The organism is Nodularia sp. UHCC 0506 (assembly GCF_034931045.1).
Taxonomy (GTDB): domain Bacteria; phylum Cyanobacteriota; class Cyanobacteriia; order Cyanobacteriales; family Nostocaceae; genus Nodularia.
Genome location: NZ_JAYGHH010000008.1, coordinates 36324 through 50915, shown reverse-complemented (window position 1 = coordinate 50915; position 14592 = coordinate 36324). Strand labels below are relative to the sequence as shown.

At 41.7% G+C, this 14592-nt stretch carries 6 protein-coding genes; all 6 read right to left on the bottom strand.

Annotated features, from left to right (window positions below; genetic code table 11):
- Positions 1 to 121: 121 nt before the first annotated feature.
- Positions 122 to 1177, bottom strand: a complete 1056-nt coding sequence (locus VB654_RS07880; protein WP_323213125.1) for an LLM class flavin-dependent oxidoreductase — start codon at positions 1175 to 1177, stop codon at positions 122 to 124.
- 258 nt (positions 1178 to 1435) lie between these two features.
- Positions 1436 to 4837: an Ig-like domain-containing protein gene (locus tag VB654_RS07875; protein WP_323213123.1), complete on the bottom strand. Its 3402-nt coding sequence runs from the start codon at positions 4835 to 4837 to the stop codon at positions 1436 to 1438.
- Positions 4838 to 5710: 873 nt separating this feature from the next.
- Positions 5711 to 8620, bottom strand: coding sequence for an Ig-like domain-containing protein (locus VB654_RS07870; RefSeq protein ID WP_323213122.1), 2910 nt, complete (start codon positions 8618 to 8620; stop codon positions 5711 to 5713).
- Between the two features lie 66 nt (positions 8621 to 8686).
- Complete coding sequence (locus VB654_RS07865) at positions 8687 to 9994, bottom strand: MFS transporter (protein ID WP_323213121.1); 1308 nt, start codon at positions 9992 to 9994, stop codon at positions 8687 to 8689.
- Positions 9995 to 10174: 180 nt separating this feature from the next.
- Positions 10175 to 12688 carry a TonB-dependent siderophore receptor gene (locus VB654_RS07860; protein WP_323213120.1) on the bottom strand — a complete coding sequence of 838 codons (2514 nt, stop codon included), beginning with the start codon at positions 12686 to 12688 and terminating at the stop codon, positions 10175 to 10177.
- 280 nt (positions 12689 to 12968) lie between these two features.
- Entirely contained in the window at positions 12969 to 14486 is a 1518-nt protein-coding gene (locus VB654_RS07855; RefSeq protein WP_323213119.1) for an HlyD family efflux transporter periplasmic adaptor subunit, read from the bottom strand.
- Between the last annotated feature and the right edge of the window lie 106 nt (positions 14487 to 14592).

The window sequence follows — 14592 nt, the reverse complement described above, 5'->3', positions numbered from 1 at the left end:
TATTTGCCATTTGTTCATGAAAAGCTGCACAAAATAAATTGCTTCGGTTGATTTTTTTTAGGAGTATCCTCTCTCAAAATCCCAGATTTCAGAAAAAGATTATGTTAAGGAAATTGTTTTTTTACTTATGGAAACTCAATGTTAATTGTTTTTGTAATTTGCTAACAAATGGTAAACTTGCCATCACCAAATCATTATCTTGGACAAAATCAATTAAACAAGCAATTTCATCTACACCAGATGCACGAATTTGTTCCACAAATGGACGACAACTTTCAGGAGTACCAATGAGCGATCGCCCCTTCATAAATCCTTCGACACCGAATTGAAGTAAACTATCAATATCATCTTCAGAGAAGTTTTTGATACTGACATTTAACCCCATACCCTTAGCTAGATTTTCCAGCAAGTCGTAGTGAGTTTTCAGATAATTGCAAAAAGGTTTTGTGACTTTTGCTTTCACATCATTGATATCATTACCCAAAAAGGTATGAATCATCAACGCCACTTTCCCACCGTGGGGGTCATGTCCGTGTTTTGCTAAAGACTTGCGGTAGAGTTTAATTTTCGGAATAATATCATCAAGAGTACCACCCAGTAAAGAAGTCAAGACATTTGACCCTAATTTACCCGCATCAACAAAAGTTTCTGAAGATTGACAAGTCATCCATATAGGAAGCTCTGCTTGTACAGGTCTAGGTAGTGTTTTGACCGTGAAAGTTTTCCCCTTAGCATCTTGGCGTTCCACAGCGTCACCCCGCCAAAGCTTTCGCATCACCTCCAAATCACGCCACATTACAGCTTTGCGGTTAGAGTGGGGTTCACGAGCCAAAACAAAATCATCCACAGTCCAACCAGAAGCAAAAGCGATCGCTACCCTACCATCTGATAAATTATCCACTACAGCCCATTCTTCCGTAGCTCGTACAGGGTCATGTAACGGTAGAACAAAACTCCCAGCACGTAGTTGCACCTGCTGAGTAACCATCGCCAAAGCCGCACTCGTCAAGGCTGGATTTGGGTATAAACCCCCAAAAGAGTGAAAATGCCTCTCTGGTGTCCAAACGGCTGTAAAACCATTAGCGTCAGCAAACTTAGCACTCTCGATTAAAAGTTGATATTGATTAGGACGAGCAACAGAGCCATCACCATCGAAATAAAATAGACTAAAATCCATATTTTTGATCATCCATCAACTAACTAAAATAAAACGTAAATATCACAAAAACAACTAGTAATTTTGCTAACCATAGTCATAGTTTAAAGATTTGCTTCAAACAGAAAATTTAGCACTGCCTAAAAACTGCATTCTGCTTTCACAATCTTTGCACAACTTGCAACCCAATTAGAGGACAACCAGATATTTTTATAGAGACGTAGTATTACTACGTCTCCACTTTGCGTACCTCTGCGTTTAAATTCTCAGACTTACTATTTACACAACAGTAAACGCTGAAGAATTGAGGCTACTGGATTGAACAAACTTCAACACAGCCAGAGTTTCATCACCTGTTTTAATCAATGTATCCATGCCATTTTGAGTCAAAGTTAACTGGTCGAAACTTAGACCACCACTTAAACCAATTCTTTGTCCCAAACTAACTTGGAAGTTGTTGATAGTATCAACCCCCTCACGTTGAGCAATCACAACAGTATCTTGACCACCATTTAAGAAAATGATGTCATTGCCAGAACCAGCGTCAACGAGGTTTTGACCGGAGCCACTGTAGATAATGTCATCACCAGCACCACCCAGTATAGTGTTATTACCATTACCAGCATAGAGTATATCGTTACCCTCACCTCCATCTAGTAGGTTATTACCGAGACCGCCATATAAGTAGTCATTACCAGCACCACCAAATAAACTGTCGTTACCATTACCGCCAAATAGTGCATCATTCCCGTCACCTCCAAATAGGGTGTCATCACCAGCACCACCAAACAGGTAGTCATCGCCACCACCACCATAGAGGATATCGTTACCAGCACCACCAAATAAACTATCGTTCCCAAAAGTGCCAACCAAGATGTTGTCACCAGCATCACCAACGGGATTGGTTGGGGCATCACTAATGGTGAGTGCGACACTACCAGCATCAGGGTTAACTTCATACAATTCCCCATCCACCAAATTGAAGGTGATGTTTTTAATCCCTTCATTGGGACCATCATCAAACACCTGTAAGCTCAAGGAAGCAGTGGATTCAGTCAAGGTGACAAAGAAACCGCCACCAGTACCATCTGGAGTTGGGAAACCAGCAATTCCTTCCCAAGTCACAGCAGGTGTGCCATCTGGGTTAAAGATTACGAACTCACCTAATGTGCCTCTGGTGGGGCTGAGGACAAATACTTGCAAGCCACCCTCTGGGATTTCGCCATCTACACTGAAGTTAACTGTCAGGGTATCACCTTCATACAGTGCGGTCTGCTCAGTGGAGATGCTGACAACTGGACCAATACCACCAGGAACACCATCTACATAGGTAACATCTACGGAACTAGCTGCGGGGTCTACTCTGTAGGTGTCACCTGCTAACAGTTCATAAGTGTAGGTGGTGTCTGCTTCTTCTACTATGTCATCGAAGACGGGAATGGTAACAGTAGCGTTACCTTGGGTTAAGCGGAACTCATAAACTTGGGTATCACGGTTAAAGCGGAGATATTCCACACCTTCTGACTCCACCACTTGCCGGAATTGCAACCCTTGAGCCACTGCTGAGGTGCGCAAGTCGCCACCAACGCTAACTACTATTCCTTCTTCTGGGATAATGCCTTGGGCATTGAAGAACAGCACTAAGCCAGGTCCATCTGCTTCACTGACTACTGGGCTGGCTGTCAAACCAACAAGTGGTAATTCAATATTTGTCATGATGTCATCAATGGTGATGGTGACAGCACTGGCATCGGGGTTAACTTGATACTGCTCACCATCGAGGAGGGTATAAGTAAAAGTCCGTGGTCCGTCGATTTCACCGTTATTAAACACCGGCACTGTAATCGTTGCTGTCTGCTCGGTGATGCGGAAAAGTACAGCACTGACAAATTCATTTGTGCCGGCGATTGTGCCACCTGTGGTAGTTAAACCAACGGGATTGAGAGTATCTTCAGGATTACGGGGGTTATCCACCGTTACATCAAATTGGGCAATGGAGCGGGGTACACCACTATCTAGATAAACAACAACGCCACCTTCTGGGGGTGGGCTATCGAGGGTAAAGGTGATGGTAAGGGCTGTTTGTTCTGATTCAAACAGGGTGGTGGGAGTGGCAGAAACACTCACTACTGGTCCTACTCCTCCGGGTATTCCATCAGTCACCGTGAAGCTGGCAGAACTGGCTAGAGGATCTACTGTGTAACCTTCTCCTGGCTCTAGGGTGTAGGTAAAGGTAGCGTCACTTTCTTCTAAGATGTCGTTTAAGACAGGGAGGCTGATTGTTGCCGTTGGTTCGAGGATGGTAAAGGTGAAGCTGCTCAGGTCTGTTTCTAGGGCAAATAGATCCAATGTTCCCCCTGTCACTCCAGTCTCTACCAACGGACGGTCAAAGCGGTAGAAGACATTCGCTGCGGCATCAAATCGTACTTGGGCGGCGGTAAACTGCCTCATGATGTTGGCAACATCACCTTGAAGACGCACGGTAATTCCTTCTGCGGGAATATCGCCTGTGGTGTTGAAGGTTAATGTGAGGATTGTTCCTTCTGCTTCGTTTACTATCTCTGGTGATGCTGTGAAGCTAACTACTGGTGCAGGGGGAACGTCGATTATTGTAAATGTTACTGCGTTTTCACCGGGAACAAAATCGTACCCAGGTACAGGGCTAAGTGTGTAAGTAAAGGTTTTTGGATCTTCTGCTACTTCATCTTTAAAAAGAGGGAGAGTAATGGTTGCTGTTTGCTGGAGTAATCTAACAGTTACAGCACTGGAAGTAGCATTAGCTCTTAAAAATCTCACCCCATCGAATGATGCGGCAAAAACGTCAAATTCGGCAAGCGATCGCTCTACCCCACTATCAAATGTAACTTCCAACCCTCCTACTGGGGGCGGTTCGCTGAGTTGAAACGTTAAAACAGTACTGTCTTGGTTGGCTTCAACTAAAGTATTGGGGCTGGCGGTAAAGCTAATTGTGGGCGTAATTGGTGGGGGGTTAACAGTGATGCTAACTGTGGCCGGATCAGAATCTACCTGACTGTCATTAGCAAGATATGTAAAGCTATCTGTACCAATAAATCCTGTATTGGGTGTGTAAGCAAATGAACCATCAGCATTGAAACTGAGCGTCCCGTTACTGGGTGCTGCTACTACTGCGGCGGTTAATGGATCAGATTGAGCATCAGTATCATTACTTAACACACCATTAGCCGCAGCTATTACCAATTGTTGACCTGCATTTGTGGTGTAGCTGTCGTTGACTGCCACTGGTGGGTCATTTACTGGTGGCGGTGCTGGAACCTGACTGGGATCGTCGTAGAAGTTCACTGTCACCGCACTAAAACTCGGATCAACTGTATATGCTGCATCAGATTGGAGAGTGTAAACTACCGTTTGCTGTCCTTCTGGATTCCCATCGGCAAAAATGGGCGCACTGACAGTTGCAACTTGGGATGTAATGTTAAAGAAGAACCCGGAAAAGTCAAAGTCTCCTTGTGGGCTACTGCCACCAGTGGCGCTGATGGCAAACAAATCTAATTGAGTTAAGGATTGGGGAACATTACCCAAGAGATAAACTCTTATACCTGCTGCTGGTGGTGGCTCACTTAATTCAAATCTGAAGGTAAGTATAGTTTCTTCAGTTTCTATGAGGGTTGTCGTATTGGTTGTGAACTTGATTGTTGTCATGATATTTTGGCGAAATATTCGGTTAATTTCAAACTTGCGCTACAAAAAACTGGCTTGGTATTTCTCTACAAACTGAAGAGGTTTGAAGTTTTCTTTTGTCTAAAAGTCATAATTCAACTGCATATTTATCAGTTAGAATTGTGACAGATACAGTTCTTCAGGTAGCGAATAACGTAACCACACCATCTATTTTTTGCGATCAATTAAACTGTTGTCTTCAAGATTTTACTTAGACCAACTATCTTACCTGCACTAGTCTCAAAGGTAATTTAAGTTCAGAATAATTTTTGCATCTAAATCATTACTGAGAGATCATACTTCGAGGCTGAGTTAGGATGATGATAGTGAGGAAGAAATTAACGTGTGATGCTCTAATTAGTCACAGTTTACTGGATAGCAAAGAAATTACTGCACACCTTGTTGAAGACAGTGGAGAATATTAGAGTTCATTTATTGCAACTTATTTTTAATAAGCTGAACTATCTGAGAATCATAGCACTATCGGCAATTAATTGCAAACATGAATGATACATTTCTAAAAAGATTTTTTTAATGAACATATAGCACTGCAATTTGATTATTGTTAGCGTAGCCTGTGCTTTACGCTGACCAACTAGTAATGGCGTGGCAGGGCTAAAATGTTGCCAGAGATTTTTGAGAAAATTGAGATAAATCAATACTTGCTATTTTTGCATAATGTACTATTTTAGGCTTGTGATTCCACCACGGTACTTAATTTTCTTCATAAATTAAACCGGATTCCTATATTTCTGGATGAGTATGGTGGTTTGTGCAAATTTTGCATAAATCCAAATTGGGTCGTTTTGCGGGTGTAAACCCAATGCCAAAAAAATATTTGCAATTGGTGTGGTTCTAAGCCTGACTAAAATTTCCCTGCACAACTATATCATTATAATCGAGATCACCTCCCAGTGGTAAATCCTCAAACCCCCAGATATTATTGCCTAAAAGCCTTATATGATCTACTCTACCAGGATTAGCACCGACAAAAGCGAAGTAAACTGAGGGGTCGTTATTAGGATTATTATCTAAGATAGCTTCTGGTCTGCCATTGGCAATAATAAATGGCGCATAGATTTCACCGCCATCTAGGTTGGTGATCAAAGTTGCAGTTCCTTGATTGTTGACCGTCATATCCAGACCGACAATCCGGTTTTCGATAGCAGCTTTTGTATAACCTGCGTCTCCAGGGCGGAAATCCACAATACCATTACCATCAATATCAATACCACCATCAACATCAACGATTTTGTAAAATCCAATCAAATTGTCAAAGTTAGCTTCTCGGCTTAATATAAACTCAGCCCGTACCTGACCTGTGATTTCTCGGAAATCAATCAGTTCTCCTTGGGGGTTGTTTTGCAGTCTAGTACCTAATGGTAAAAATGTGTTGGTAGCTGAGGCTTGGACCACTAAATCTCTGAAATCATCAACACCACTACCACCTTCCCAGGAGATTTTGTAAGTCCCATCACTAAGTGTTTCTATTTTTTGGGTTGAAGGTGCGCCAAAAATTATTGCTGATAGAGGACTTGAGCCAGAACTTACGGCATCAATGGTAGTATTTTTAACTAAGAAAAATCTGAGTTGGTCTCCTGAATTAAACTCTACTAAGCGGCTTAAATTGGTTTGATTAAATCCATTGGGTGGATCAGACAGAACAGAGAAGATAACTTTTGCTCTCTCCAATGCAGCTTGGGTGTATCCTGGAGAATTGGGTGCTATGCCATTGATAGTTCCTTGGTGATCATCAACGACAAATACACCCAGCTCGTTGACTTGATCAGAATTGCGGTCTAGTAGGGAAATTTGTAATTTTGGCTGATCACGGCCTTGGATCTGAAAAACAGTATCCGATATTTGCTGGAGGCTGGGGTTAGTATTTTCTACAGGGTTAGTATTTCCGAGGGTCAAAGTAACACCGCCAGCATCGGAATTAACTTCATACTGTTCTCCATTGACTAGATTGAAGATTAAGGTTTTTAATTGTTGATTAGGATCATCATCAAGTACCTGCAATGCCAGAGAAGCAGTTGATTGGGTTAAAGTGACAAAGAAACCATTACCAGTGCTATCTGTTTCTGGTAAATTGGCTAGTCCTGCTGTATTTAATATCTGGAACTCACCCAATGGATTTGGGGTTGGACTCAACACATACAATATCAATCCTGTGGGGGGAATTTCACCATCAACGCTAAAATTAAGGGTGAAAATATCTCCTTCCTGGATTGTAGTTTGTTCTGTGGAGATACTGACCACTGGACCCACTCCACCAGGTACACCATCCACATAAGTTATATTTGCTGATGCTGCCTTTGAATCGATAATGTATGCTTCATTTGCTAATAGTTGGTAAGTGTAGGTGGTGTCTGCTTCTTCTACTATGTTATCAATGACAGGAATAGTAATGGTAGTATTGGCTCGTGTTAGCCGGAACTCATAAGCTTGAGTGTCACTATTGAAAGCTAGATATTCAATTCCTTCTGACTCTATCCGTTGCTCAAATTGTAGTCCTTGTGCTAGAGAGGAGGCTCTAAAATCCCCTCCAACACTGACGATCATGCCTTCTGCTGGAATAATGCCTTGGGTGTTAAATATCAGCACTAAGCCGGGACCCTCTTCTTCAGTCACTACTGGACTAGCTGTGAAACCAACTACAAGTAATTCCCTCACTGTTGATGTATCGTTGATGGTAAAGGTAATTGCATCTTCACCCGGTACAAAATCGTAACCTGCTACGGGGCTAAGTGTGTAAGTAAAGGTTTTTGGATCTTCTGGGACTTCATCTTTAAAGAGGGGGAGAGTAATGGTTGCTGTTTGCTGGAGTAATCTGACAGTTACAGCACTGGAAGTGGCATTAGCTCTTAAAAATTGGACTCCATCGTATGATGCGGCAAAAACGTCAAATTCGGCAAGCGATCGCTCTAACCCACTATCAAATGTAATTTCTAATCCTGCTTCTGGAGGTGCGGCGCTTAATTGAAATGTTAAAACAATACTGTCGTTATTAGCCTCAACTAAAGTATTGGGGCTGGCGGTAAAGCTGATTGTGGGCTGAGTTGCTGGAGCATTTACAGTAATGCTGACTGTGGCCGCAGTTGAATTGACCTTGCCATCATTAGCAAGATATGTAAAGCTATCTGTACCGGAGAAATTGCCATTGGGTGTATAAGTAAATGAACCATTAGCATTTAAGGTCAAACTCCCATTACTGGGTGCTTGTACCACGGTGGCTGTTAAAGGGTCGGCTTGAGCATCTGTATCGTTACTCAAAACACCATTAGCTACATCCACTACTAATTGCTGACCTGCATTTGTGGTGTAGCTGTCATTAACTGCTATTGGTGGGTCATTTACTGGTGGGGGTGCTGGAACCTGACTGGGATTGTCGTAGAAATTCACTGTCACCGCACTAAAACTCGGATCAACTGTATATGCTGCATCAGGTTGGAGAGTATAAACTACCGTTTGCTGTCCTTCTGGATCTCCGTCTACAAAAATGGGCGCACTGACAGTTGCAACTTGGGATGTAATGTTAAAGAAGAACCCGGAAAAGTCAAAGTCTCCTTGTGGGCTACTGCCACCAGTGGCGCTGATGGCAAACAAATCTAATTGAGTTAAGGATTGGGGAACATTACCCAAGAGATAAACTCTTATACCTGCTGCTGGTGGTGGCTCACTTAATTCAAATCTGAAGGTAAGTATAGTTTCTTCAGTTTCTATGAGGGTTGTCGTATTGGTTGTGAACTTGATTGTTGTCATGATATTTTGGCGAAATATTCGGTTAGTTTCAAACTTGATAGTGCTTAATATGGAGAGTAGAAATATTTAAGATGGGGGAATTTCAGGAAGTTTCTGATCTGGAATTAAATCCTCTACTTGTCGTAAAGTCCGCCAGTTGTAACCAAAAACCCCCACCAAAACTGTGCAGATAGTCATGGTGACAAATAATAAAGTAATACCTGCGCCAGTTTCAGTACCAAAGATGTTGCCGAAAATAGGAGCTAAACTCCCAGTAGGACTCATCGCTGGTTCAAAAATTCGATCTGCGAGAAATCCCGCAACTAAAAATGTCGTCGCTGAAACCGTCACCCCAATCAGTTGATCTGCGGCTAGAACTCGTCCTTGTAAAGAGGGGGGAACTTTGGCGTACCAAATGGCGTTACTAGAACTATAGAATAAAGGAATAAGTAACGATGCCAAAAAATGAGTAATTATCCAGATTGGTAATGTTTGCCCAAGACCGAGAATTGTTCTAAAAAAACCATAGCCGATAAAACCAAGTAACATTCCGTGAATGCGACGATGGAAACCTCCCCAAATACTCAGAATTAACGCCCCAATCACACCACCAATCCCCGCAGCACTGGTGACAGTCCCCAGAATTTCGGAATTACCACCTGTACGCGCCAGAAGCATCGGACTGTAGAGAGCTTTACTGATATCATTGGGAAAGGCAAATAAAGTAAAGGCGATCGCCATGGCCGTTAAAGATGGATTAGCCCAAATGTAGCGGAATCCAAATGTCAGTTTTTCCCAATTACTTTCAGTGTGATTAGTATTAACTTTTTCTATCACAGGCTGAGGAATTGTGACAATTAGCAATGTGAAAAAAGACGTAGCAAAAGTTGCTAAATCAATCCAAAAAATACCTTGCACCCCCACACGTGGATAGAGAAACCCTGCTAAAGCGGGAGCAAAAATTGCAGCACTGTATTTAACCGCAGACCCCAAACTTTCAGCACGGGTAAATTGTTCCTTGGGAACGAGTAGGGAAATGGAAGCAGAATAAGCTAGAAGTTGTAGTTGTCCAAAGCCGCCGTACAGCGTCACAATTAAATATAAATGCCACACCTCTAATTGTTGATTGAGGTAAAGCATGGCTATGGTTAGAGTGCATAACATAGCAACAACTTCCGCCAAAATCATCAATAAGCGACGATTAAATCTATCCACAGCAATACCAGCAAAAGTAGTAATCAGCACTTTAGGTAACTGCGAGAAAAAACCCACTAATGCTAAAGCTGTTGCGGAACCTGTTTTATCCCAGACCCAAATTGTCAGGGCAAATACTGTCATAAAACTGCCAATAGTCGATGCTATTTGCCCCAACCAGATGATCAAAAAAGTTCGCATGATCTAATTCATAATTAAAAAAGTAGCATTGCTAAATACAAGTATAAAATTCAAAAATTCCACCTCTAAAACTCTAACTCTCCGCGCCTGGAGTGCCTCTGCGTGCAAAAAATTCATATTCCCACTCAGCAAAGCCAAAAAATACCATTTCTTTGTAATGATGCACTTTTAATATCCTGGTTAAAATTCCCAAGAAATATTACCAGTTAAAGTAAACGGCGCGCCTGGAACTATCCGCACAATATCCCGCGCCCCTTCCCAATAATTTTGATCAAATAAATTTTGGATGTTAATAGCAGCACGGAATTTATCCCGGCGATAAAAAATAGAGGCATCTGTACGCCAATAACTAGGTAATGTAAAGGTATTGCGTAAGTCCCCTTGACGTTCTCCCTGAGTGAACACACCCAAGCCTAACCCTAAACCTTTGAAATTTCCTGATTGGAATTCATAGCTACTCCATAAGCCAAAAGCATTTTTAGGAACATTTTGTAATTGCTTATCTTGAAATTCAGGGCGGCTATCTTCGAGAATTTTGGTATCTGTATAAGCGTAACTGGCTGTGATGTTCCAACCAGGGAGAATTTCACCAGCAACATCTAATTCTATACCTTGGCTGCGTTGCTTACCGATTTGAATTTGTGATAGGGGTTCACTGAGTCCTTGGGCTGCTACATTGGTGCGTTCTAAATTATAGAATGCTAGGGTGGTGGAAAGGCGATCGCCTAACAAATTAGCCTTCAAACCAATTTCGTACTGAGTTCCCCTTTCTGGTTCAAAGGGTTCGCCAATAATACTTTGTCCCGTCTGTTCATTGACTAAAACCCTAGTTCTACCAATCACGGGTGAAAATGATTGACTGTAACTAGCGTATAGTGAAAGGTTTTCCCTGGGCTTAATTACAACTCCCACACGGGGGCTAAAAACTGTATCGTTACGTTCAAAACTTTCTGAGGCAGACAGCAAATCTTCGTATTTTTGGTGAGAAAAATCTAAACGTCCCCCCAGAACTAAAATAATATTTTGCGATAGTGAAATTTGGTCTTGAGCATAGATACCCACAGAATTCTTACGAGTATCAATATTGCCAAAGGGAATCACAAAACTAGAAACACTTTCAGGTCGATAAACAGGATTAAAAATATCAATAGCACTGATTTGTCTAAAATCAATTTGATCTTTCGTCTGCTCTCTAGAAACTTCTACACCGAATAGCAAATTATGCTCAATGCTACCAGTTTTAAATTTACCTATGAGATTATTATTTAAGACAAAAGTAGATAAATTCGTAGGATTTTCTAGCAAAAATCGTCTGACTGTGCGCCCATTATTATTTAATCCATCGGCTCTCACAGAATTAGAAATAGGAGTTATGCTAGTATTTTTAGGAATATCTAAAAATGAGGTAGAAAGTTCACTTTTCAGCGACCAATTAGAATTGAGACGATGATCTAACTGATAACCCAAACGAGTTACAAATGTCTCAGTTTCAGACAATGATGGTTCACCTAAATTAGCGTCCCGTGGCACTCTACCATTAGGGTTAGGAATAACTGTTCCCGAAGCAGGTAAATCAGGTGCTGTTTGGAAGTTGCGGTATTTAAGATATTCTAGATTAGCAGTTAAGGTAGTATTTTCGTTACTAATTAATCTGACAATGGGTGAAATAAAGAAAGATTCACTATTTTCAAATTTCTTAAAGCTTTCAGCAGTTTGATAACCAGCATTCAAACGATAGGCAATGCCATTTTGATCTAAAGGACCGGAAAAATCAATTGTGGGACGATGTAACCCAAATTGACCTACTTGATACTCAAAGCCATAATAGGGTCTATCTAAAGGCTGTTTTGTGACCAAGTTAATTACACCACCCAAATCACCCCGCCCAAAGAGTACGGAAGCTGGCCCTTTGAGAATTTCTACCCGTTCGACATTACTAATGTCACTGGTAAATCGGAGAGTTTCGTCTCGTAAGCCGTTACGTAAAATATTTCCCGACTCAAAGCCACGAATCACAGGATTTAACGCTTGTGCTTGGGAAGGAGTCCGGCCAGTGCTGGCACTACTAGTATTTTTCAAGACTTCTCCAACACTGCGTGTACCTTGGTCTTGAATAACTTGTTGGGGTATGACCTGAATTGCTTGAGGTACGTCAATAATTGGGGTATCGGTACGAGTCCCTATGGAGGAATTTGGAACTTGATAAGTTGGTCGGACTTGTTCTCCTATAACTGTTAGTTCTATGGGTTCCTCTGGTTCTGGAGTTTCTGGTGGGGTTTGACTGGTGGTGACAAAAGGAATATTGACAATAAATTCCTCTCCATTCTGGAGTAAATCAACTTGAGGAATTTCATTTACCCCTGTCACTTCAATTTCAATGGTGTTAGGGTCAGACTGTCCGACAACAATCTGAGCAATATCAGGAATGGGATTATCGATAATTACAGGTAATTGTCCTTGTTCCAATTGGAATTGAGCATTATTAACAATGATAGTTAGGGTCTTGTCTACGGTAATAGACTCAGTTTCTATAGACACTCCGGGTGGAGTCCTTAAAACAACTTCCAAGCCTTGATCTGTATCATAAAGTTCCACTGCGGTTACAAGTACAGGAGTAGCCCAGACAGGCTGAGATCCTAAAACAGTGATGATACTAGCAACACCAATTGAAGATTGCCAAAAATTCCATGCCATAAATAGCGTTTTTCCTAACTTGCTAGGGTAGTATTTTTAGAAATGAGGTAAAGAATGTGGTTATATCTGGGAAAAGAGAACAATTTTCTCTCAATTAATTAACTGGCATCAAATATAGGAATCCGGTTTGGTTTTTGTTCGCGTAGCGTAGCCATATTTACTCGTACAGGTAGGGAATAGGGAAGAAGGAATCAAGGTATACGGGGTTTTGTATGCCTTACGCCACGCAAGCTATCAAAATTCAAATAGGAGTCCTATATTACCATTTTTTTTGAGATCGTTAGCGCACAAATTTGAGGCTTTCTCCGGTTTTGGAGAAGAAATCAGTAAAGATGCTCATGACTGTACGTTTTCTAATTTTAATGTTACCGTTTAACGACATTCCCGACTGGAGGGGGATTTTGCGTCCCTTGCTGCTGAGGTACTGTTGGTCAAGGGTGACTGTGGCGGGGAAGGTATAGTATGGCTGAAGTTGGGTTGGGGGTAGGGTATCAGAACCAATCCAAGTTAAAGTACCTTTGATGTCTCCAAATTCGCTATAGGGAAAGGAATCAATGCGGACATCAACGTGCATTCCTTCTCGGATAAAGCCAATATCTTTGTTGGTGATGGAAACTTTGGCTACTAAGTCGGTTTGAGGAACGATTTTCAGCACAGGTTCGGTGGATTGAGCGACAAAACCGGGGGCGTTGGCTTTGAGGTCAAAGACTACTCCATCTACAGGCGATCGCACTACACTATATCTTAATGACTGATTGGTTTGACTTAGTTGACTATCAATTTCGGCAATGCGTTTTTTGTTGTCAATCACTGCTTTTGTCAATTGACTATCAATTTCGGCGATTCTTTGGCTATTATTGCCAATGCGGGTAGTTAAGTCTCTTCTGTCAATAGCTTTGGTATTTTGAACTTTGGCTTGAGCTTGATCGATGGCGGCTTGTAACCGGATTTTTTCTGCTTGCAATTGTGCAATTTCTGCACGAATCGAATCTACCTCCTGCTGTTGGTTGAGGTATTGAATGCGGGAAATTCCCCCCTCTAGAGCTAATTCCGAGATATCTTGGAGAATCTTTTCATTAACGACTAATTTTTTTTCGTTGGCTTCAAGTCTAATATCTGCTTGGCTATATTGCTTTTGCAATTGCTCAATTTCTAACTCAGCCCCTGTGACTCGTGATGTCAACTCTTCCAACTCAGATGTCACTCTTTGTTGCTGTTGGGCAGTCAAAGTCATGGCCTCGGTGTTACCATCCAGTTGCGCCTGGAACATTCGATTTTCGGCAATTAATACCGCCCGACTTCTGGTTAAGCTGAGAAATTGAGTGGGAATAGATACTGTGGGAAAGGAATCTTCGTTACCACTTAATAGTGCTTGATAAAATTGATTTTCTTGTTCTAAAGCTGTGCGAACTGTTTGCAGATAATACTCTTGGGCTTGGGAAACAGTAGGATCAAGACTGAGGAGTAAATCCCCTGCTTTGACTTTGCTTCCGTCTTGAACGTGAATAGCTTTGACCACACCCTCAATAGGGATTTGCACTTCATTGATATTATCTTGAGGTTCTAATTTACCTTGAGCCGGAACCGCTTCTTCAATTTTGGCGACACTAGCCCAAAATACTACTACTATCGATACAAGCATCAAAGTCCATAAAATCCCCCTTGACCATAAAGAGGATTGTTTGACCATCAGGGGATGTTGAAAAGAAGCAGTATCAAGATTGGGTGTCTTTGGTGGTGTGGGGTTGATTTGATGATCTTCTGGTAGTGTTTTGACTCGACCGTTATGAGAACTCATAGTATTTAGGGTTTGCTGAATAAGTTATCTGTGGAGATTAGGGAACAGGGAACAGGGAACAGGGAACAGGGAACAGTGAACAGTTTCAAGAGTTTATAGGGAAAAT

Coding starts and splice junctions, on each gene's coding strand:
- VB654_RS07855 (WP_323213119.1), bottom strand. CDS start 14,486: ATGAGTTCTCATAACGGTCGAGTCAAAACACTACCAGAAGATCATCAA.
- VB654_RS07870 (WP_323213122.1), bottom strand. CDS start 8,620: ATGACAACAATCAAGTTCACAACCAATACGACAACCCTCATAGAAACT.
- VB654_RS07865 (WP_323213121.1), bottom strand. CDS start 9,994: ATGCGAACTTTTTTGATCATCTGGTTGGGGCAAATAGCATCGACTATT.
- VB654_RS07880 (WP_323213125.1), bottom strand. CDS start 1,177: ATGGATTTTAGTCTATTTTATTTCGATGGTGATGGCTCTGTTGCTCGT.
- VB654_RS07875 (WP_323213123.1), bottom strand. CDS start 4,837: ATGACAACAATCAAGTTCACAACCAATACGACAACCCTCATAGAAACT.
- VB654_RS07860 (WP_323213120.1), bottom strand. CDS start 12,688: ATGGCATGGAATTTTTGGCAATCTTCAATTGGTGTTGCTAGTATCATC.